At 54.1% G+C, this 20,873-nt stretch carries 17 protein-coding genes; 7 read left to right on the top strand and 10 right to left on the bottom strand.

Features of this window, described 5'->3' with window-relative positions:
* Nucleotides 1–70 precede the first annotated feature (70 nt).
* The 4 genes from AUQ41_RS06365 to hydA are packed head-to-tail and all read left to right on the top strand — an operon-like array spanning nt 71 to nt 4,195.
* Nucleotides 71–742: an amino acid ABC transporter permease gene (locus AUQ41_RS06365; RefSeq protein WP_008891419.1), complete on the top strand. Its 672-nt coding sequence runs from the start codon at nt 71–73 to the stop codon at nt 740–742.
* Nucleotides 742–1,482: an amino acid ABC transporter ATP-binding protein gene (locus AUQ41_RS06370; protein WP_063087214.1), complete on the top strand. Its 741-nt coding sequence runs from the start codon at nt 742–744 to the stop codon at nt 1,480–1,482. The genes AUQ41_RS06365 and AUQ41_RS06370 overlap by 1 nt, the downstream gene beginning before the upstream one ends.
* 33 nt (nt 1,483–1,515) lie before the next feature.
* A complete protein-coding gene (locus AUQ41_RS06375) occupies nt 1,516–2,778 on the top strand; it encodes a cysteine desulfurase-like protein (RefSeq protein ID WP_063087215.1) in 1,263 nt (420 codons plus the stop codon).
* 16 nt (nt 2,779–2,794) lie between these two features.
* Complete coding sequence (gene hydA / locus AUQ41_RS06380) at nt 2,795–4,195, top strand: dihydropyrimidinase (protein ID WP_063087216.1); 1,401 nt, start codon at nt 2,795–2,797, stop codon at nt 4,193–4,195.
* A gap of 214 nt (nt 4,196–4,409) precedes the next feature.
* Here the strand turns inward: hydA and AUQ41_RS06385 are convergent, their stop codons facing one another.
* The 9 genes from AUQ41_RS06385 to speB form a co-directional block, all read right to left on the bottom strand.
* On the bottom strand, nt 4,410–6,191 hold the full coding sequence (locus AUQ41_RS06385) for a sulfatase-like hydrolase/transferase (protein WP_083952748.1): 1,782 nt from the start codon (nt 6,189–6,191) through the stop codon (nt 4,410–4,412).
* A 9-nt stretch (nt 6,192–6,200) separates the two neighbouring features.
* Nucleotides 6,201–7,589 (bottom strand): bifunctional 2-polyprenyl-6-hydroxyphenol methylase/3-demethylubiquinol 3-O-methyltransferase UbiG, encoded by a 1,389-nt coding sequence (locus AUQ41_RS06390; RefSeq protein WP_063087218.1) that lies wholly within the window; start codon nt 7,587–7,589, stop codon nt 6,201–6,203.
* Nucleotides 7,586–7,867, bottom strand: a complete 282-nt coding sequence (locus AUQ41_RS06395; RefSeq protein WP_063087219.1) for a hypothetical protein — start codon at nt 7,865–7,867, stop codon at nt 7,586–7,588. Before AUQ41_RS06395 ends, AUQ41_RS06390 begins: the two co-directional genes overlap by 4 nt.
* A 462-nt stretch (nt 7,868–8,329) precedes the next feature.
* On the bottom strand, nt 8,330–8,650 hold the full coding sequence (locus AUQ41_RS06400; RefSeq protein WP_063087220.1) for a Dabb family protein: 321 nt from the start codon (nt 8,648–8,650) through the stop codon (nt 8,330–8,332).
* A gap of 8 nt (nt 8,651–8,658) precedes the next feature.
* Complete coding sequence (locus AUQ41_RS06405; protein WP_063087221.1) at nt 8,659–11,754, bottom strand: FAD-binding and (Fe-S)-binding domain-containing protein; 3,096 nt, start codon at nt 11,752–11,754, stop codon at nt 8,659–8,661.
* A gap of 677 nt (nt 11,755–12,431) precedes the next feature.
* Nucleotides 12,432–13,232: an ABC transporter ATP-binding protein gene (locus AUQ41_RS06410; RefSeq protein ID WP_063087222.1), complete on the bottom strand. Its 801-nt coding sequence runs from the start codon at nt 13,230–13,232 to the stop codon at nt 12,432–12,434.
* 14 nt (nt 13,233–13,246) lie between these two features.
* Complete coding sequence (locus AUQ41_RS06415) at nt 13,247–14,041, bottom strand: ABC transporter permease (RefSeq protein ID WP_063087223.1); 795 nt, start codon at nt 14,039–14,041, stop codon at nt 13,247–13,249.
* Nucleotides 14,042–14,080: 39 nt separating this feature from the next.
* Nucleotides 14,081–15,058 carry an ABC transporter substrate-binding protein gene (locus tag AUQ41_RS06420; protein WP_008891428.1) on the bottom strand — a complete coding sequence of 326 codons (978 nt, stop codon included), beginning with the start codon at nt 15,056–15,058 and terminating at the stop codon, nt 14,081–14,083.
* Nucleotides 15,059–15,124: 66 nt separating this feature from the next.
* Nucleotides 15,125–16,141 (bottom strand): agmatinase, encoded by a 1,017-nt coding sequence (gene speB / locus AUQ41_RS06425; RefSeq protein WP_198155618.1) that lies wholly within the window; start codon nt 16,139–16,141, stop codon nt 15,125–15,127.
* Between the two features lie 200 nt (nt 16,142–16,341).
* On the opposite strand from speB, the gene AUQ41_RS06430 reads away from it, so the two are divergent.
* Together AUQ41_RS06430 and AUQ41_RS06435 are read left to right on the top strand one after the other, a co-directional pair.
* On the top strand, nt 16,342–17,313 hold the full coding sequence (locus tag AUQ41_RS06430) for a LysR family transcriptional regulator (protein WP_063087224.1): 972 nt from the start codon (nt 16,342–16,344) through the stop codon (nt 17,311–17,313).
* A 76-nt stretch (nt 17,314–17,389) separates the two neighbouring features.
* On the top strand, nt 17,390–18,526 hold the full coding sequence (locus tag AUQ41_RS06435; RefSeq protein ID WP_063087225.1) for a LysR family transcriptional regulator: 1,137 nt from the start codon (nt 17,390–17,392) through the stop codon (nt 18,524–18,526).
* A 27-nt stretch (nt 18,527–18,553) separates the two neighbouring features.
* Here AUQ41_RS06435 and AUQ41_RS06440 read toward each other — a convergent pair whose 3' ends face one another.
* Nucleotides 18,554–19,420: a hypothetical protein gene (locus tag AUQ41_RS06440; RefSeq protein ID WP_083952749.1), complete on the bottom strand. Its 867-nt coding sequence runs from the start codon at nt 19,418–19,420 to the stop codon at nt 18,554–18,556.
* 402 nt (nt 19,421–19,822) lie between these two features.
* On the opposite strand from AUQ41_RS06440, the gene AUQ41_RS06445 reads away from it, so the two are divergent.
* Entirely contained in the window at nt 19,823–20,869 is a 1,047-nt protein-coding gene (locus AUQ41_RS06445; RefSeq protein ID WP_063087227.1) for a patatin-like phospholipase family protein, read from the top strand.
* Nucleotides 20,870–20,873: the final 4 nt, after the last annotated feature.

Genomic DNA, 20,873 nt, shown 5'->3' on the forward strand with positions numbered 1-20,873 from the left:
TGATCATCCCTGCCGACGATGCCAATCCTTTTTCGGTGTCGTCGGCGGGGCAACCTGACCTGGTGGTAAAATGGATTTATTTTCGACTTTCTTTAACATTCCCGTCCTGATGCAAAGCCTGCCGCAGCTTATGAACGGCTTGCTGGTGACCATCGGGATTGGCGCAACCAGCATCATTGCCGGTCTGATCGGCGGCCTGTTTCTGGCCGTGCTGCGGCTCTATGCCGGGCCGGTGGTGACCGGGCTTGTGCGGGCCTATATCGATGTGTTCCGCTCGATCCCGCTTCTGGTGTTGCTGATTATTGTGTATTACGCGCTGCCCTTTGTCGGCATCAGGCTGTCGCCCTTCTTCTCGGCCGTCACCGCACTGACACTGGTGTCCGCGGCCTACACCGCCGAAATCTTCCGTGCCGGGATCGAAGCCATCCCCAAGGGCCAGTTTGAAGCGTCCGCCGCCCTCGGTCTGTCCAACCGCTACATCATGACCGATGTCATCCTGCCCCAGGCGATCCGCATCGTCATCCCGCCGCTGACCAATAACTGCATCAATGTGCTCAAGGACACCGCGCTCGCATCGGTTGTTGCCATGCCCGACCTGCTCAAACAGGCGACCCAGGCACAGGCCCTTTCCGCCAACCCGACGCCGCTGATTGGCGCTGCCGTGATCTATCTGATCCTGCTTCTGCCGATGGTGCGCTATGTCGCGCATCTTGAAAAACGTTTTAGCCGCGGGAGAAGCTGATGAAAGCGCCACTGATCAAAATTTCCAACCTGCGCAAGACCTATGGCCAGTTCGTCGCCCTGCACGGCATCAACCTTGATATCGCCCAAGGAGAAGTGCTGTGTGTCGTCGGCCCGTCGGGTTCCGGCAAATCAACGCTTATTCGTTGCATCAACCATCTCGAACCGTTCGAGGCGGGCAGCGAAATCACCGTTGATGGCATTCCGGTGCGCCCGGGTCCTGACCTTGATCAGGTCCGGGCCGAAGTCGGCATGGTGTTTCAATCGTTTAACCTGTTCCCGCACATGACCGTGCTGCGCAATGTCATGCTGGCCCCGATCCGGGTGCGCAAAATGTCCGAGGCGGATGCCGAAAAACGCGCTCGTGATTTGCTGGAACGTGTTGGCATTTCCGTTCAGGCCGATAAATACCCGGCCCAGCTTTCGGGCGGGCAGCAACAGCGTGTGGCGATTGCCCGCGCCCTTGCCATGGAACCGCGCGTGCTTCTGTTTGATGAGCCAACCTCCGCCCTTGATCCCGAAATGGTCGGCGAGGTTCTCGATGTCATGAAAAAGCTCGCCGGGACCGGGGTCACCATGGTCGTGGTCACCCATGAAATGGGCTTTGCCCGTCAGGTCGCCGATCGCGTCCTGTTCATGGATGGCGGTGCGATTATCGAGGCCGGAACGCCCAGCGAAATTTTCGATGCGCCGAAAGAAGAACGCACAAGGAACTTCCTCCACGCCGTTCTCGACCATTAAAATAAAAGACAAATCAACCGGAGGATGCCTTCAATGGCAGATCAACGTACCCTTGATATGGACTATGTCCACAGCCAGTTCCCAGCCCTTGCCAATGGCTGGACCTTTTTTGACAATGCCGGCGGATCGCAAATCCTGTCCAAGGCACTCGATCGCATCAATGCGTTTCTGATCGAGCGCAATGTACAGATCGGCGGCTCCTACGAAGTCTCGCAAAAGGCCGCCGAAGCCCTTCTGGATGCGCGCAAGTCTGCCGCCCAGCTGGTCAATGCCTCGCGCCCCGAAGAAATCATTTTCGGCGCCTCGACCACGGTATTGTTGCAAAACCTCGCGCGCGCCATGCGCAGCCAGTTCAAACCGGGTGACGAGATTGTCGTTACCATCGGCGATCATGAAAGCAATATCGGCCCGTGGGTGGCGCTTGAGGAATTCGGGGTCAATCTGCGTTTCTGGGAACCCGATGTCAAAACCGGACGCCTGACCCTTGATGGCCTCAAGGCCGCGATGAGCGACCGCACCAAACTGGTGTGTGTCACGCACGTTTCCAACATCATTGGCGAAATCAACCCGATCCGCGAATTCGCCGATTACGCCCATAAAAACGGTGCCAAAATCTGTATCGATGCCGTCGCCTATGCCCCGCATCGCGCGGTGGATGTTAAGGCCTTTGATGCCGACTATTATGTCTTCAGCCTCTATAAAACATACGGCCCGCATGGGGCCATGATGTATGGCAAGTATGACCTGCTGCTCGAACTTGATACGCTCTATCACTACTTTTACGGCAAGGACAAAGTCCCCGGAAAGCTCGAGGCCGGCAACCCCAGCTATGAAATGGCCTATTCGGTCTGCGGCATCGTCGATTACCTGACGGAGTTGGGTGAGCGCGCCATGGGAGACAAGTCCGGGACGGGGAGTGTGCGCGATAAAATCGTCGCCGCCTATGACGCCATTGCCGCACAGGAAAATGCGCTGACCGAACGTCTTCTGACCTATCTCCGGGGGCGCAATGATTGCGTCATCGTCGGGCAGGATGACAACCGCGACGGCACCCGCATCCCGACCATTGCGTTTCGCTTTGATGGCCGCAATGCCGAGGACGTCTGCAAGATCATTGACCGTGAAAAGATCGCCATTCGCTTTGGCGATTTCCATTCCCGCCGTCTGGTCGAATATATGGGCCTGTCTGATAATGCTGGCGTTTTGCGGGTGTCGATGGTGCACTACAACACGATTGAACAGGTGGACCGTCTGACTGCGGCGTTTGACCGCCTGCTTGACGCGACCGATCAATAAGGGGGCAGGCCACATCATGCAGTTTGACCGCATCATCAAAAACGGCACCATCGTTACCGCCAGCGACACCTATGTTGCCGATCTTGGCATCAAGGATGGCAAGATTGCCGCCATCGCCGATGCCCTGACCGGCGCGGATGACATCATCGATGCCACCGGGCTTTATGTCATGCCCGGCGGGATCGACAGCCATGTGCATATTGATCAGCCGTCTGGCGATGGCATCGTCATGGCCGATGATTTCGAAAGCGGGACGCGTTCGGCCGCCATCGGCGGCAATACCTCAATCCTCGCATTCTGCATGCAGGAAAAGGGCGACAGCCTGCGTCATTCGCTCGATGTCTATCACGCCAAGGCGGATGGCAATTGCCATATTGATGTGGCCTTCCACCTGATCGTCACCGACCCGACGCCCTCTGTGCTGGGGCAGGAACTCCCGGCCCTGGTCGAGGACGGCTATACCTCCTTCAAGGTTTTCATGACCTATGAAAACCTGCGTCTGCGCGATGATGAAATCCTCGATACCCTTGATGCCGCGCGTAATACCGGCGCACTGGTGCTGGTCCATTGCGAGAACGAGGACGCCATTCGCTTCCTGATCGGCCAGCACGAGGCCGCCGGCGAATTCTCCGCCAAATCCCACGCCACGACGCGGCCCATCGCGGCAGAACGCGAAGCTACCCATCGCGCGCTGTCACTGGCCGAAATCGTCGATACCCCGATTGTGATTGTCCATGTGTCGAACCAGCAGGCGATGGAAGAAATCGAACGGGCACGGGTGCGCGGCTCCAAGGTCGTTGGTGAAACCTGCCCACAATATCTCATGCTGACGGCAGATGATCTTGATCAGGATGAACTCGAAGGCGCGAAATTCGTCTGCTCCCCGCCGCCACGTGACAAGGAAAGCCAGGACGCCTGTTGGGATGGTCTGGAACGCGGTGTGTTTGACCTGTTCTCGTCCGATCATTGCCCGTTCCGCTTTAACGACCCGGAAGGCAAGCTCAATGAAAAGGGCAAGAAAAGCTTCCGCTGGATCCCCAATGGCATCCCCGGTGTGGCCACCCGCCTGCCGATCCTGTTTTCCGAAGGCGTGCAAAAAGGCCGCATCGACCTCAACCGCTTCGTCGCACTCACCGCGACCAACCACGCCAAACTGTACGGCATGTACCCGCAAAAGGGCACAATCGCGATTGGCTCGGATGCCGACCTGGCCCTTTGGGACCCCAATAAAAACGTCACCATCACCAATGACATCCTGCAACAGGGCTGCGACTACAGCCCCTATGAAGGCCTTGAAGTCAAAGGCTGGCCCGTCCACACCATCGTCCGCGGCAAAACCGTGGTCAAAGACGGCGAAGTCACCGGCCAAAAAGGCGACGGCAAATATTTGCCGCGACAGAAGTCCAATTTGGTTTAAAGTGTAGATAGTTTCGTTTTACTTTCGGCCTGATATGAACTGCACGCATGCGATGCATCGAAAGACACACTTTTCTAAAATGGCGGACGGCCCTTTGAGTAAGCCCCGATGTTCATCTTCTGGCGCTAGTTCTTGATACCAAAAAAATTAGAAGGTCTAGCTATATTTAAAGTGCGGAGTGGGGAGGCGACGTAGGCATAGTTGAAGAACGTTTTCATTCAACTATGTGGTACTTGTAATTTTGGAAGTCGAAAGGCTCATTAAAGTCGAGCGCTTTGTCTAAGGTGTGGGGCGTCGATGCGAGGCAGCGAAATAAACCTGCCAGAAGACGCTCAGGAGTTGCATAGTTTGGCATAAAATACTCAAGCTCTTTGAGTGAGCAACCACTTTCATTATGCAGTGTTGCCAATACAACTCCATGTCGGTCTTGAACAAAGAATCTGATATCATCTTCCTGCTTTACTGTTCTGCTGACCCAAATCCCATGATCGCCAGTCAATATTATGATCGCACGACGTACGCTGTGCGATGCAAGAAGAGAAATTTTACGAATTAGTTTATTTGCTTTATCGGCTCCGGACAGGAAAGTCTCAGTATACTCAGCTTTGGAAGTTGGGTCATAAGTTATATAATCAAGAGATGTGTGCCCGATAGGATCCAGAATGTGATGATAAGAGAAGATTGGTGGGCCTTCATTACGTTCTAAGTACCCTTGTAGAATATCAACTACCTGATCTGACCATGGCTCAGCCGATTCTTGTTTGTCTAGGATTGAACCAACGTTGCAGAAACCGAAAAATGCTAGGGGCGAGGCATTTGCAAGAACGCAAATTGCACTGTTCCTAACAGCCCATGAGGGATCCGGTTTGTAGGTGTCCACATATTTTCCTTTATAACCCAGGTAGGTTATGGGGAAACCAGTCGCGATCTGGTAGCCGTTTTCACGCAAGAGCGCTTGCAATGGAGATGCGCGTCGGCCAGAGAAATAGTCCAAGTACGGAGGAAAATCGCTCTGTGCCAAGCGCATTACACTGTTTAGAGACCATTTGGTGGGCACATTAGTCGCGAATGCATTGGAAAAGCGCTCCACATTCTGTTCAGCCAAAGCCTCCTGGTAGGGAACCTCGCTGATTTCCAAGTATTGGGCTGCCAATTCTGGTGGAGCCAAAGAATCAAGTGAAACAATATGTATGTCTGGTTTTGATGACAATTCAATGTTAGCGAACCGCTCTATTGGTCCTGGTTCTCTTTGTTTGTTTGTTGAATAGTTCAACGCCGTGCCAAGAAGTGGGGCTAAACAACTGAAACTAAGAACCGCGATCACGTTCTTCCAAGCCGAAGGTCGTCCCAATACAAACGCAAACAAGCTGATAAGTAGTAATGCGGTAAAGGCTAGGAAAAACGACTGGAGAGCCATGCCTCCTGTACGGAACCATGAAGTCAAACAGAAATTCAAAGCATAAATAGTGATTGTACCAAGTAAGGTAAAAATAAAAAGTTGTACGATACCGGATCTAATACATTTCAATAGCAGAAATAAAATCACGGTTTGGAAAATTAAAACGATTGCGAGCCAAGCGTAAATAGGCAGCAGAAAACGGTCACTCATGTCTTCGAAAACACTACCCGCGGACGATACTGCTGCATTGAGGAATATGAGTGCCGAAACTACGATCAACCGATACCTTGATCGAGGAGTATCCGCAGGACTTAGCAAGCCGATTTGGTTAAGGCTGAATATAATTGCAAAAATGATGGCGATCACGGCAAGCAAATTGATCAGATAAAACTGTCCGCGTAAGCCTACTCCGAATAACTCGTATATAGGATCAATTTGGTGAACCTTAATCAGCCAATGGTATATCAATACATACAGCATACAGAGTGCGTAGCTAACAGTTCCGATAAGTAGTCCGGACCTAAGCTTTGATGGTATATTAATCAAAGCCTTCTTTGTTTTCTGTAGGATGAATGTGAGGCGTTTTGAATCAGCCATTGAATTACTTTAGTGAGCCTTAAATAGGAAAATTTCTCGTCCCGACTCCGAGACAACTTCAGATGACAGTATTTTCGCGTGCCGTTTGAGAGCGTCTATAAAGTTATCTCGCGTATAGTCTGGGAAAATATCCTCTCGAAGCGCCAACATCTCTTCTATCGTTTGATCGTCCTTGGGGACAAACTCAATCAACCCGGATCCTCCAAAACTCACGATCCAAGCAACGGCTCGAACGAGCGGGATATTCCGACCGATCACCAAGTGGTGGATCACTGCAAGGGCAATTACTGCATCAACAAACCCTAAGCGTTCTTTTAAAGATCTACGTTCGACTTCCGCAAACCCCTGATTTGGCGAGGGATTGGTAAGATCCGTATAAAGAGGAGTGAATGGCAGATTCTCGGCGCACGATCTGAGGTAGGCTCGGTGAAGAGCACCTTGGTCCGCGTCAAGACCTATTACCATTGACGCACCATTCTGTGCGGCGCACGCAGAATAAAGCCCATCGTTGCAACCGATATCAACTATGGATGTTGGGCGATACTCTTGGCAAAACGAACTTACAACTGAGAGCTTTTGTTTGGTCTCGTGTGGAAGATAGGTGTTCTCCGCCGAATAATGCGCCCATGTGCTAGCTTCTACACCTTTGGGAGATAAGGATTCTATAAAGTGACGCAGCTGTTGTAGGATCGCCTCATAACGTGACCTTGGAAGTCCCTTTGAAGCATTTTTTACTGCGGTTAACCGTAGGTTACGTTTTTCCTTACGAGACAGTGTTGCTGGCAAGACAATGTGACTTAGGAGAGTTGGCGAGAAGTAGTCCCTTATCCGCAACAGTTTTGAAACCTCAGGTACTGGAATGCCTTCCATATTGCCGCGATACCAAGATTGATATGAAACGCCAAGACGGGCTTGAAGGACTAGTGGGGCAAGAAACGACTCGCAGAACTGATGGTGTGCCAACCAAGGCTCGCCGTCTTTGTAAGGGCGTATTGATGTGACATCTATGAATATGGGAGAATTAGATTTGAATTGAATGTTATAAGCGCTAGCGTCACTAAGTACGAAACCTGCATTCAGTGCTTCAATCTGCAAATCGATATGATGCAAAGCGGCGGCCTTCAACATCAAGAACGGCCATTCGTAAGGATAGCTGATAAGAGGAATGACGGGATGTTCAATTACCAGGTCATCTTTTTTGACGCTCGTCAGCCCCGGATTTGGGATCGATTTGCTGTCGATCAACCGCCCGCTATCAACCATCTGTTTGTAGAAGGCTGATTTGTGTAGCGCTTTGAATGCCTCTTTAGCTACTGGCCTTAAAACTCTGAAAACTCGATCGTCCATGCGATGAACTTGAGCGTTCGGATCTCTATATGAGCCTGCCTCAACACTCATGTTTTATCTTTCTTCTTCGGGTTTCCTTCATTATCTTCGGCTGAGACAGCTAAATTTTTAGCCGTTGGGCTATCTTCGGTTTTGCCATTAATTTGTCGATCCTTACTCCGCAGTTTGGAGAAGATGGTTCTAATTTTCGAGCGAAAGAACAAGCCGAAAGCTGCTATCCCGCCAACTAGCGCTTGTAATGCTATACTTGCGGTTCCAGGATCAACATAAGCTTTTGCGGGGACCGAACTAAATAAAATAAACACGATTGAGACAAACGCTAAATTCATCAACTATCCTTTTCTTATCGTTTGCCAAATTTATGTTGCAAGTTTGAACTGTGCTATTGGTATCGGGGAATATATTGGTGCCTAAGCGCATCACATTCTTGTCATGATTACCGAACATTCATAACGGGTATCAGCTAAAATTCAATCAATAAGTTAGTGATGGAGGCTATGGGTCTTGCCGCGTGAGACCTAGTGATGAATCTCTGATTGTGTCGCCCAAACGATTGTCTGTTGAGCTTCTTCAAAGTCGCCTGAATGGAAAAATACTCCACCGGATACTGCGGCTTCACTCCTTCATAGAGATCCAACTGATAGTGACATCAATAGCCTGTCACCAGCGTGCTTTGCAGGCTGGTGGTGTACGCTTTCGTTTTTCAGCTAAGGTTATAAAGTTCGCACTAGGTTTCCGGGTAGCTGGTTTCGTGAACTCGACATTGACCGTTCGGTATCAAGACCGAGCGACTACGAAGTGGCGTCGACAACCAGATCAAACACCACCAACCCGGCGACACCACCCTCAAGCAGCCCAACCAACTGCCCGCCCAAGGCCTTGTGCTCTGGATGTTCCAGATAGGCGTCTCGGGCCGCCACATCGTCAAAATCAATTGAAAATCCGTGGCGGAAGCCTTGTTCTAGACCCTCCGGGCTGACCGAAACGCCGCCATCAAAGCCGCGCATGCCGGGGATGTGGCTTTGAAGGTCTGCCAGTTTGGCAAACAGGCTGTCGATTTCGGCCTTTGTGATGTCGGCGCGGAATTTGGTCAGAACGATGTGACGGATCATGGGGTTTCCTATGCAATAAGTTTGGCGAGGTATTCGACCGGATGCTGCGGCTTCACACCTTCATAACGGTCCACCTGACAGCGGCATGAATAGCCGGTCACCAGCATGTTTGCTGCACCCGTCGCATCGACCTTCTTTTTCCAGCTCAGATCATACAACGCGCGCGAGGTTTCCTGATGGCGGGTTTCGTGGCCATAGACGCCAGCCATGCCGCAGCAGCCGGTTTTTTCCGTGGTCAGTTTCAGGCCAAACGCGTCAAAGATCTTCTGCCATTTGACACCGACATCAGGCAGCGACGTCTTTTCCGTGCAATGGGGGAACAGGCTTGCCGGGGTATCGGTGGAACCCATGTTAACGCTGTTATCAATTTTCGGCGGGGTGAGGCGGCCGTGCTCGATCTCGCCCGCCAGCCATTCATGGAACAGATGGACGCGATAATCCGGGCGGTTTGAAAGGCGTTGGGCGTATTCCTGCCGGTAGGTCAGGGCGACACTGGCCTCGATCCCGATCATGGGCACGCCGGATTTGGCGATTTTGCCCAGCACAATGTCATTTTGCTTGGCCTGATAATCAAAGCGTTTGAGGAACCCCTTCACATGCATCGCCTTGCCATTGGGGCGATAGGGCGGCACGAAAACGCGATATCCAAGGCGCTGCAACAGGTCGACATGCGCCAGCACAACATGGGTGTCGTAATGCGTCGTAAAGCAATCCTGCACAAGGATCACCGACTTGGCCTTTTCTTCCGCACTCAAGGCCTCCAGCTCCGCCTGCTTGAACTTGCCAATGCCGCGTGCGCGCAAGGCTGATTTAAGGCTCTGGCGATGGAGTTTCGGCAAATCGGTCAGGCCGATGAAGCGTTTGAAGATCCATGGCATCGGCGGGATCGATTGCAACGCGTTAAACAGCCCCGGCGCCTTTGCCAGAAGCGGTGCGATATTTTCGAGTGACGCAATCACATGGTCCTTGATCGGGCGTTTGTAACGCGTGTGATAGGTCTCGAGAAACCGGGATTTCATTTCCGGGATATCGACCTTGACCGGGCATTGCCCCGCGCACGCCTTGCATGACAGGCAACCGGCCATCGCCTCATAGACGTCATGGGAAAAATCCCGGCCATTGATGACGGCCAGATCCTTGTTCATCGGATCGGTGCCAACGGAAAGCTGGCGGATCCATTCGCGGATCATTCCGGCCCGGCCCTTGGGCGAATGCACGCGCGATCTCGTGACCTTATAGGACGGGCACATGGCATCCATCAGATCCCAGTTAAAGCACGCCCCGTTGCCATTACACCGCGTCGCGTTGAGGTATTCATCGCGCAACGCATCCTCGATCTGGCGGTCAAACTGGCCGCGCATCGGGGCTTCGTCGATTGCGGTGATCGGTGTGTTTTTGCTGTATGGGGATGCGATCTTGCCGGGGTTAAGCTGCCCTTCGGGATCAAAGGCCTCCTTGATGCGACGCAGAACATCATAAAGCTCCGGCCCGAAATAGACGGGGGAGTATTCACCGCGGAACCCCTTGCCATGCTCGCCCCAGATCAGGCCGTTATAGCGTTTGGTAAGCTCCGCCACCGCATCGGAAACACGGCGGATGCGGGCTTCGTCCTCTTCATCCATCATGTCAAGCAGCGGGCGGACATGCAGGCAGCCGACATCGACATGGCCAAACATGCCGTAATCAAGCCCCTCGGCATCCAGCAATGCCCGGAATTCTGCAATGAAATCGGCCAGATTTTCCGGCGGAACGGCGGTATCTTCGACAAACGGTGTGGCGCGGCGTTTGCCCTCAAGGTTGCCGAGCAAGCCCACCGATTTCGCGCGGATCGACCAGATGGCGGCGATCTGCGCAGGGTCAGTCGCCTGCACAAAGCCGATGGGTGCAAAGTCTTCAGTCGGGTTGGCTTCAAGGTAGGATTTGAGTTCCGCCTGTTTGGCCGCGACCTCGGCCTCGCTCTCGCCAACGAACTCGACGACGTTAAAGCCGCGTGTGGGCGTCGTGCTGTTTTCCGTGCCGAGAAGCTTTCCCAGCATGTGCCAGCTTTCATCCTGCTCGGCCAGTTTCATGACCTTGTCATCGATGCTTTCAATCGCGACCGGGTCAAACTGCACCAGCGTTTTGACGTGACGAAGGGCTGAATCAAAGCTGTCATAGCGCACCACCGTGACGGCCTTGTGCTTGGGAAGAGGAATGACGCGGAAGGTAATTTCCTTGACCATGCCAAGGCTGCCCTCGGCCCCGGCAATCAGAAACGACAGGTTCATGTCCCCGGTGTCAGATACCGCTTCCTTAAGGTTATAGCCGGTAAGCCCACGGTTCATTTCCGGGAAGGTCGATTTGATCTGATCGCGACGCGGGGCGATTTCGTCATGGACCTTTTTATAAAGCTGCCCAACCCGGTCGGCCCGTTCCATGGTGTCCTTGGCTTCCGTCGCCGTCATGGCGCGGGTATTGAAATCCGTGCCATCGATCAGCACCGTGGTCATGTCATGGATGTAATGGCTGGTCTTGCCATAAATCCGCGATCCCTTGCCCGAACTGTCTGATCCGATCATGCCGCCCACGGTGGCGCGGCTTGCGGTCGACACCGCCGGCGGGAAGAAATAGCCATAAGGCTTTAGCCAGGCATTCAGCTGATCCAGCACCACACCGGGCTCGACATGGACAAGCCCGCGCTCCGCATCAAAGCCAAGGATATTGTTGAGGTGCTTGGAGGTATCAAGAATGATCGTGTTATTAAGCGACTGGCCATTGGTGCCGGTGCCGCCGCCCCGCGGGGTGATTTTGACCTCGGAAAATTTCTCACGGCCCGCAAGCTCCATCACGACATTGATGTCACCCTGCGTTTTGGGCTGCAGCACGGCGGTCGGCATCACCTGATACACACTGTTATCGGTGGCATGGATCAGACGGGTCGGGAAATCGGCATGGATTTCACCGGTAAACTTGCCCTCGGCCTCCAGCGTTTTGAGGAACCCCAGCGTCAAACTGTCCAGCGACCGATCCGGGGTCAGGGCTGGCAGCTTTTTGATCACGCTTTTGTTCGAAGCGTTGGTAACCGGATTGGTGGCCGGGCTGGCAACCGGGGCAGGGACGGACATCAGGCTCTCTCAATACTCGTATGATAATATCATATGCGTTTATCGGGTTTTTTCCGGTGCGGGCCGGCGCCCCGATCTGGCATGCAAACCCATTTGACCTGATCACGATTGAATAGACAAATCGAAAATTCCGAAAGATTATTCAAAATAAGTGAATAATCAAAGCACCGGGCAAGGTGCTCGGAACCGGCCACCCAAAAGCGCGGAAATCGCCGATTTCAAATCCTCATACAATTGGTCCCGCACTGTAATTCGAAGCCCAATTTGCTTGCAAAAGGCACGGTAGTTTCTGGCTTGCCGAAACACGCGCCAACGTAATGATGCAGGCCAGCTCAAGCCAGGCCGTGCCGGGATGCTTGAGGCACGGTATCGCGCTGGCAGGCAGGGTGGAGCAACTGCAGTTGCGCAGAGCTGCTGGATGATGCGGTGCTTGGGGTGCCGCGGTGCAGAGGGAGTACCGACCACGGGCGATGTCCGGGGACGGCTGTCGGCTTCGACCGGGAGCGTGTGGGCGAGGCTGTGCCGCCCGGAATAACGGGACTTTTCAAGCTTTTCCGTGCCTGAGAAAAGTCGGGAATGTGCGGGATTTGCTGTGAGCCGCACATTCCCTGTGCCTGAGCCTGTCGGGTGGTGGCAAGTCAGGCAGGTGTCTGTTTTTGTCGCTTTGTTTGCGGGGCTTAGGCCGATTTGCGCTGGTTGGCGGCGTCTTCGGCTTTGATCGCCTCGTCATGCATCAGCGACAGGATGGTGCGTTTGTAATCCATGAATTCCGGGCTGGTGAGCGCATCGATATGGCGTGGGCGCGGAATGTTGATATCAAGCGACTGCTTGATCAGGCCCGGGCGCGCGGACATCACGTGGACCTCGTCACCCAAAAAGATCGCCTCGTCAATGTCATGGGTGATGAACAGCACCGTCTTGCGGCGGCTTTGCCAGACATCGAGCAGCAGTTCCTGCATCATCTGTCGGGTTTGGCTGTCGAGCGCGCCAAACGGTTCATCCATCAGCAAAATGCGCGGATCATTGGCCAGCGCCCGGGCCAGCGCCACGCGTTGGCGCATGCCGCCCGAGAGTTCCTTGGGGTAGGATTTCTCAAACCCGTCAAGATGCACCGCCTTGATCAGGTCATCGGCGATGTCTTCGCATTCGGATTTTGAAAGGCCCTTGAGCTTCGGGCCGAACATGACGTTTTCACGCACGGTGAGCCAGGGAAACAGGGTGTAACTTTGAAACACCATGCCGCGATCGGCCGACGGGCCGTTGATCGGTTGGCCATCGAGCTCCAAGCGCCCGGATGTCGGGGTTTCAAGCCCGGCAACAAGGCGCAGCAACGTGGATTTGCCGCAGCCCGACGGGCCGACAATGACGGAAAAGGTATCGTTGGCAACATCAAGCGAGACGTCATCAAGGGCCAGAACCGGTGGTTTGCCCTTGGGTTCGAACCGTACCGTGATGTCACGAAGGGAAAGCATGCTCATGACTGTATCGCCCCTTAAAAATCGGCAGACCAGGGCAGCAAACGCCGGCGTGCCCATTTAAAGAAGAAATCGGTGATCAGGCCCAAGATGCCGATGGTAAAGACACCGAGCAAAATCACGTCGGTAAACAGCCCGCGCATGGCGTTCAGGATCATATAGCCAAGGCCGGTATCAGCCGCGACCAGTTCGGCCACCACCAGATAGGTCCAGGCCCAACCCATGGTGACCCGCAGGTTATCCATCACACCGGGCATGCAGGCCGGAACCAGAACGCGCGTTACAACCCGCCTGCGATCCGCGCCCAGCGTATAGGCGCAATCAATCAGATCCTTGGAAATTCGGGCCGACACATCGGAAATCAGAATAAGCTGCTGGAAGAAGGTGCCGAGGAAAATCACCATGATTTTCTGTTCGATCCCGATGCCGATCCACAGGATCAGAAGCGGGATCAGGGCCGAAACCGGGATATAGCGCATGAAACCGGTGATCGGTTCAATCAGCGCCTGCACCGCCCGGAAACTGCCCATCAAAATGCCGATCGGCACGGCAAAGATCGAGGCCAGGATAAAGCCCGACAGGATGACAACAAGGCTTGCCCACATATGTTCAAACAACGACATATTGGCCATGCGCTTGATGCCAGCTTGAACCACCTCATGCGGGGCGGCAAGGAAGTCCCGGGGCGTGATCCCGCCATAGGTGAGCAAGCACCACAGGGCCAGGATAACAGCAACCGAAATCAGCGACAGGGTGACATAGGTTCCCTTGTCGATATCGGTCTTGGGCGAGAAAAGGGATCTGGTCCACATGATGCTTGCTCTTTTAAGTCTTGAACGTGGTGACGTTTGCTATTTCACGATGTCAGCAGCCAGCAGGCTTTTCGGATCAGCTTCGAGCGTGATCAGGCCGCTTTCCTTGCCAAGGGTCATGGCATTGGCAATGGTGCCGACAATGCCGTCTTCGTTGGCCGGATCCATGAAGGTCTTGTTCATTGCGTCATCATAAAACGCAATGCCCGCACGGGTCTCAGCAAAGACCGCCGGGTCTTCAAGCCAGCCGCCAACACCCTTTGCCATGATCACGTCGGCTGCTTCCTCGTTGGCTTTCTGCCAGGCAATGGCCTTGGCCCATGCACGATAAAGCGCTTCCATTTCCGGACGACGGGCTTCCAGGGTTTCCTCGGTCGTGACCGCGATATCGGTGATCAGGCCCGGTGCCTTGGAGCTATCGATCAGAAGATGACCATGTTCGGTGTCCTTGCCGCGCGTCAGCCACGGCTCCCACGTTACAGCCGCGTCAACACGCTTGGCGACAAACGCCGCACCGGCATCGCCGGCCGACATGTTCATCGAATTGACGTCAGAAAGGCTCATGCCGGCTTCCTTGAGAAGGACGCTCAGGAAGAACTGCGAAACAGAACCCTCGGTATAGGCGACGTTTTTGCCCTTGAGGTCTTCGATGGTTTTGATGTCGGCATTGGCAACAATGCCGTCGCCGCCACGCGAATCATCAAGCGCAAACAGATAGGTCAGCGGATGGTCGTCGGTGTAAAAACCAAGCACGGTATCAATCGTGGTGACGGCAACATCAATCCGCCCAGCCGCCAAGGCCGGCATGCGGGTTTTGACGTCTTCCATGACGACAAGTTTGACATCAAGGCCTTCTTCTTCAAAGAAGCCCTCGTCCTGTGCGATATAAAGCGGGCCATAGCCGACCCAGGTGGAGTGCGCGATGGTCAGTTCCTCGGCCGAGGCGGCGGTGGAAAGCGAGAAGGCGGTTGCGAGGGCCGCACCCGACAGGCAGATTTTAGAAAGAATGCGTTTCATGGATGGTGTCTCCGGTGTGAGATGCTCTCTGATTCAGGTTTGGTTTTTGGTTTCTTTGATTTGGCCTTAGCCCGATTTTCGGTTCGGGTTTCTGGTGGCGTTTGACCCGGCCAGCACGCAGAGCAATTCATACATCAGCGAAATGCCAAGCCAGGCTGTTCCTCCCGAAGGATCGAAGGGGGGCGAGACCTCGACAAGGTCTGCGCCCACAAGGTTTAGACCGGCCAACAGCCGGATCATTTTTTGCGCCTCGCGGCTGGTGAAGCCGCCGATTTCCGGCGTGCCGGTGCCCGGTGCAAAGGCCGGGTCGACAGAATCAATGTCAAAGCTGACATAGGTTTTATCGTGGCCGACAATGTCGCGCGCCTCGGCCATGACATCGTCGATGCCGCGATCAATCACTTCTTCCATGCGAATGATGCGAACACCCTGGGCTAGGCCCCATTCAACATCCTCGCCGTCATACATCGTGCCGCGAATGCCGATCTGAACCACGCGCTTGGGATCAAGGTAGCCGTCCTCGATCGCGCGGCGGAACGGGGTGCCGTGGGTGTATTTAAAGCCGTTGAAATAGCTGTCAAAAAGGTCGGTATGGGCATCGAAATGCACCATGCCAAGCGGGCCATCGGATGCCAGTGCCTTCAGGATCGGGTAGGACAGCAAATGATCACCACCGGCACTGAGCGGCGTGATGCCCTTTGATTTCAGCTTGGCGATGAAGCCCGTCACACTTTCCAGCGTATCCATGATGTCGGCCGGATTGACCGGCGCGTCACCCAGATCGGCGATATTGCGGTCTTCAAACGGGTTCTGGCTGGTGACCGGGTGTTTCGGCCGGATCATGGTCGATAGATCGCGCAACTGGCGCGGGCCGTGGCGCGCACCCGGACGGTTGGTGGTGCCACCATCCCATGGCACGCCGACCATGGCGATATCGACCTCGCTTAAGACCGGGTCGTTCAGCGACAGATGCGGGGCGCGCATGAAACTTGCCACCCCAGCATAACGCGGCAGGGTCATCGCCGACGGCGGCACAAAGGAAATAGCGGACGCAGTATCGGTTTTGTCAGCAGTGTTGGGCATGAAGGCAGGTCCTAGCGCGGTGGCGATGGTGGCGATGGTGGTGGCATGCCGTCGCGGTCGGGTGGGGTGAGCGCGGACACGGCAATTATCTCAAAAGCTTGGACGAAGATTGCCACGCGGGGACGTGTTCAATAATATGAAACTTTCAAACTAAACGTCTGATTTTTTCAACGTAATGCTTTCACGAAGGTCTGCCGCCGATGTCAGTAACACTTCCACCACTCAGTGATGTCGATTTCCGCCAGTTGCGGATTTTCAGGACCATCGTCGAAAGCAACGGTTTCACCGCCGCCCAGGACGAGCTTGGCATTTCAAGATCGACCATCAGCACCCAGATGTCGGCCCTTGAAACCCGCTTGGGGGTAAAGCTCTGTCGGCGTGGCCGGTCGGGCTTCTCGCTGACCGAACATGGGCAAAAGATCTATAGCGAGGTGATCAAACTGTTTGCCGCGGCCGACTCATTCCGGGCCGAAGTCGGGGCCATTCGCGGCAATATGGTCGGGGAACTTCGCATTGGCGTGGTCGATGCCATGGTCGAAAACCCCAATTGCAAACTGGATCGGGCGATTGCGCTGTTTCATGAACGCGCGCCGGGCGTGCATCCGACCTTTGTCGTGGTGTCGCCCAACCAGATTGAAAATGCGTTGCTCAGTCGGCAGATGGAAATCGCCGTCATGCCCAACCAGCCGATGAACGCGGCCGTGCAGATGCAGCAGCTTTTTCACGAAGAACAGACGATGTATTGCGGCAAGGAGCATCCGCTGTTTGAAAAGGCCCATGAAAAAATGCCAATCGAACAACTGGCCGAACAGAAATACGCACGTCGTGGTTATTCGGTGGCGCTGGCGTTCCAGTCGCTGTTCAAACATCCGCCAAGTGCGACGGCTTACGACATGGAAGGGCTGGCTTACCTGATCCGAAGTGGCAAGTTCGTCAGCTTCCTGCCAACCCACTTTGCGCGGCAATGGGTGGAACGCGGCGAGATGCGGGCGCTCCGTCCCGATCTGCTCAGCTTCAAGATTGCCATGTGTGTCGCCAACTTCCCGCAATCGGTGATGTCGCGCATGGCGCGTGTGTTCCGCGAATGCCTGATCGAGGTGCACCCGACCGTGACCGCAATCAAGACTGTGCCGCCGACGCTTGAAAAGACTGCTGCGGCGTCATCCCAATAACCGTTTTCCCAAATCCGGTTCGGGCGCTATGCTCTTGATCGGGCAGGGGAGTTAACCGGAACGGACGATCAAGACCATGCTGTCATCGCTTAATATCCGTCATATGCGCGTGTTTGTCGCAGTTGCCGATCAGGGAAATTTTACGGCTGCGGCCGGGGTTCTGGGGCTGGGCGTGCCTGCGGTTACCGCGACCATTCGCCAGTTTGAGGATGTGACCGGGGCCGCCCTTTTTGATCGGACGACACGGCAGGTGGCGCTGACCCAGACCGGCGAGCGGTTCTTGCCAATTGCACGGCGGTTGCTGGCCGATTTTGAAGAGGCGCTTGGCGATCTTGATGCGCTGTCCAAAGGCGTCGGTGGCAAGATTACGATTGCAGCCGCACCGTCGGTTCTGACCCGCATTTTGCCTGCGGTGATTTCCGAATTTATCGCGGCCCATCCCGATGCGCGCATTCGTCTGGATGAACGCAATGCCGGTGAAGTGCATGAAGCGGTGGCGAATAATGCCGCCGATTTCGGCATTGCCGGGGAGTGGCAGGCGTTGCCCGATATTGCATTTCGCCCGCTATTTTCCGACCGGTTTGGCGTGCTGTGCCGGGCTGATCATGCCTTTGCCCAAAAATCTGTTTTGCGCTGGTCGGATTTGACCGGGCAAAAACTTGTCGGGCTGGGGGCGGAATCCGGGACCGGTGCGCTGATGGCGCAGCCCGGTGTTACCAGCGATCTTTCATCGGACACCATGCCGGTCCTGAGCCCTGCTGTGCGCGATGCAGTGGCGGCGGGTATTCCGGCGGCGAAGACGGTTCTGGCCCGCGCGCAAAAGGCGATGCGGGCCGAGGAAAAGGTGCTGCGCTCACTCGATCCGAACGCTAGCTGTGCAGAGGAAGGCAGCGATATCGCGCTGGGCGCAACCGGACCGATCCTGCCGCGTCCGATTGTTGAAACATCCAACACCATTACGCTGGCGGCCATGGTCGCCGAGGGGGTGGGAATTACCGTTCTGCCGGAACTGGCCGCGCGCGTCTCGGATATGGCAGCCCCCGAAAAGCTCGTTTTCGTGCCGCTCACCACCCCGGAACGCCATCGCCATATCGGCGTGATCACGCGCAAAAGCAAAAGCCTGTCACCGATTGCGCGGCTGTTCCTTGATCAGGTGATCGCACTCGCCCCCAAACAGGACCTTCCGGCCAGTTTGACGTGGTATAAGGCGTAAACGTTATTAGTGGTTCTCGTTTTCTTGTTAAACACGGTTCGGATAATGCTTGATCGTGACTTTCAGTGACAAAAACGGAGACCTAGTTTGTGGCTCGCCAGCTACCAAACTTGTCCGGCACCATTCGCAAAATTCTGAAACATAGTGCTCGTAGTGTTTGCTCAGTTGATCAAATTCATTGGTGTTAAAAAATGCCTCTAATCCCGAAAACATCTGTTTTGAATCATTGAATGGGGATGGTTGAGGAAATGCACACCATATTGAGAGCACAGACCAAACTCGCGCCAAAATCTTAATGTCATTGTCAAGATCGGACCAGCTTGGAATGAATGTTGCCTCATTGTGAGCAATGGTTTTGTTGCGAAACCGAATTGCTTTGGAGCTTTCATTCGAGAAGTATGTGTTGGTTCGAATTAAATTGTCTAATTTTTTCCATTCCTCGGTTGAAATTACGCCGGACTCTTTAATTGCTTGATTGCATTTTTTCCAAGCGCTTTTAAGAGAGTTGTCTCGATTATCTTTGTTTGTAAGTTTACCAATAATTGTTGCAACAAGGTATCCTGCGGATACTATCCACATTTTGAAAAATGGTAATTTGTCGAAAGGACTATTCTCAGATTTTACCTTCTCAAAGGCAAAGACCATTGCTCTGTATTGAACAAGTCCTAGCATAAGTTCATCTATGCCTTGTGGTTGATCCAATGTGCGTAGGGGCGCTTCCTCCAAGTGTTCTTCCAACATTTGGATTTGATCTGCTAGGCGGGATTTTTCTAATCCGTTATCTGTAATTTCAGATAACGAAACTAACTTTCTCAACCGCTCTCGAATTGTTTGCTCATCTTCAATTGCAGCCATTTGAGAGCAAAGCCACGTTTTTAGTTCCTCATCGTTCATACGGGCACCTTCCATAAATGAATGTTTTTACGCCGAAGTGCACTGAGTTGCCTTTTTTGCATGTGTAATTTGCGACTTTAAGGTGACCAAGTTGCGCTGTTCCTCTCGTTTTATTTTAGGTTTGTCATCTAGAAAAGGACACCGAGCTACAAGCGCCGTCGGAGTATTTTCGGACTATCTTTGCTTTGTTGCTAAAGATTATTTGGTCTTCGCGCAGATTATACAAACATCCAGATAAGGTGCGAAATCCAAAACAGGTTGGATGTATGAGAGTATCCCGCCATTCAATAAAGATAGAGAAGCCTTATCTTCCTTCGGTGATATCATTGCTGGCAGATGGTGCGGTTTGCGACATATCATGACCAGTGAGCCGAACATTATGACCCAGGTGCAGGAGATGGCATGAGCGAGCGTGCGAAGCAATCGACGGCGACCAACCGCAAACAGATCAACCTTGCCCTGCAGGGCGGGGGATCGCACGGGGCGTTTACCTGGGGCGTTCTGGACCGGTTGCTTGAAGATGAAGAGATCGAGCTTGAGGCGATTTCGGGCACGTCGGCCGGGGCGATGAATGCGGCCGTGGTGACGTCGGGCTTTTGCAAGGGCGGTCATGACGGCGCGCGCGAGGATCTTGAGCGGTTCTGGTCGGCGGTTTCCGAAGCCGCGCGGTTCAGTCCGCTGCAACGCTCCCCGATTGATGTTTTGTTTGGCAACTGGTCGCTTGGCAATTCGCCGATGTATCAGTGGCTGGATATGAGTGCGAAACTGTTTTCGCCCTATGACCTTAATCCGGCGGGGGATAATCCGCTGGCGGCGCTTTTGGCCGATGTCGTCGATTTTGATTTGCTAAACCAAAGCCCGACCAAGCTTTTCATCACCGCGACCAATGTCGAAACCGGCCAGGCACGGGTGTTTCGCAACCCCGATATCAGCCTTGATGTCTTGCTGGCCTCGGCCTGTTTGCCCAATATTTACAAGACGGTCGAGATTGATGGCGTGCCCTATTGGGACGGCGGATATTCCGGCAATCCCAGCCTTGGCCCCTTGGTGCGGGAATGTTCGGCCAATGACACGGTGCTCGTACAGATCAATCCGGTCAAACGGCCGGGGATTCCGAAAACCTCGCACGAGATATCAAGCCGTTTGAACGAGATTTCGTTTAACAGCAGCCTCGTCAAGGAACTGCGCATGATGTCGGTGATCCGCAAGGACATGCCGCCCCATCAATGCGAGGCCAGCAGTTGGGGCACCATGCGCATGCATCTGATTGCCAGTGACGTGATGCTTGAGCTGGATCATACATCGAAGATGAATGCGGAATGGGATTTCATGACCATGCTGCGCGACAAGGGACGCGAGGCAGCGGGCGTGTTCCTTGAAAAACATCGCGGCGATATCGGCAAGAGCCCGACGCTTGATCTTGAGCAGTTTGCGCCGGATTACGTTTAGGGCG

This window comes from Thalassospira sp. MCCC 1A02898, assembly GCF_001618185.1.
Taxonomy (GTDB): Bacteria; Pseudomonadota; Alphaproteobacteria; order Rhodospirillales; family Thalassospiraceae; genus Thalassospira; species Thalassospira tepidiphila.

Excerpts from the sequence above, each read along its gene's own strand:
- AUQ41_RS06365 (WP_008891419.1), top strand. The coding sequence starts at position 71 with ATGGATTTATTTTCGACTTTCTTTAACATTCCCGTCCTGATGCAAAGC.
- AUQ41_RS06370 (WP_063087214.1), top strand. The coding sequence starts at position 742 with ATGAAAGCGCCACTGATCAAAATTTCCAACCTGCGCAAGACCTATGGC.
- AUQ41_RS06375 (WP_063087215.1), top strand. The coding sequence starts at position 1,516 with ATGGCAGATCAACGTACCCTTGATATGGACTATGTCCACAGCCAGTTC.
- hydA (WP_063087216.1), top strand. The coding sequence starts at position 2,795 with ATGCAGTTTGACCGCATCATCAAAAACGGCACCATCGTTACCGCCAGC.
- AUQ41_RS06385 (WP_083952748.1), bottom strand. The coding sequence starts at position 6,191 with ATGGCTGATTCAAAACGCCTCACATTCATCCTACAGAAAACAAAGAAG.
- AUQ41_RS06390 (WP_063087218.1), bottom strand. The coding sequence starts at position 7,589 with ATGAGTGTTGAGGCAGGCTCATATAGAGATCCGAACGCTCAAGTTCAT.
- AUQ41_RS06395 (WP_063087219.1), bottom strand. The coding sequence starts at position 7,867 with ATGAATTTAGCGTTTGTCTCAATCGTGTTTATTTTATTTAGTTCGGTC.
- AUQ41_RS06400 (WP_063087220.1), bottom strand. The coding sequence starts at position 8,650 with ATGATCCGTCACATCGTTCTGACCAAATTCCGCGCCGACATCACAAAG.
- AUQ41_RS06405 (WP_063087221.1), bottom strand. The coding sequence starts at position 11,754 with ATGTCCGTCCCTGCCCCGGTTGCCAGCCCGGCCACCAATCCGGTTACC.
- AUQ41_RS06410 (WP_063087222.1), bottom strand. The coding sequence starts at position 13,232 with ATGAGCATGCTTTCCCTTCGTGACATCACGGTACGGTTCGAACCCAAG.
- AUQ41_RS06415 (WP_063087223.1), bottom strand. The coding sequence starts at position 14,041 with ATGTGGACCAGATCCCTTTTCTCGCCCAAGACCGATATCGACAAGGGA.
- AUQ41_RS06420 (WP_008891428.1), bottom strand. The coding sequence starts at position 15,058 with ATGAAACGCATTCTTTCTAAAATCTGCCTGTCGGGTGCGGCCCTCGCA.
- speB (WP_198155618.1), bottom strand. The coding sequence starts at position 16,141 with ATGCCCAACACTGCTGACAAAACCGATACTGCGTCCGCTATTTCCTTT.
- AUQ41_RS06430 (WP_063087224.1), top strand. The coding sequence starts at position 16,342 with ATGTCAGTAACACTTCCACCACTCAGTGATGTCGATTTCCGCCAGTTG.
- AUQ41_RS06435 (WP_063087225.1), top strand. The coding sequence starts at position 17,390 with ATGCTGTCATCGCTTAATATCCGTCATATGCGCGTGTTTGTCGCAGTT.
- AUQ41_RS06440 (WP_083952749.1), bottom strand. The coding sequence starts at position 19,420 with ATGAACGATGAGGAACTAAAAACGTGGCTTTGCTCTCAAATGGCTGCA.
- AUQ41_RS06445 (WP_063087227.1), top strand. The coding sequence starts at position 19,823 with ATGAGCGAGCGTGCGAAGCAATCGACGGCGACCAACCGCAAACAGATC.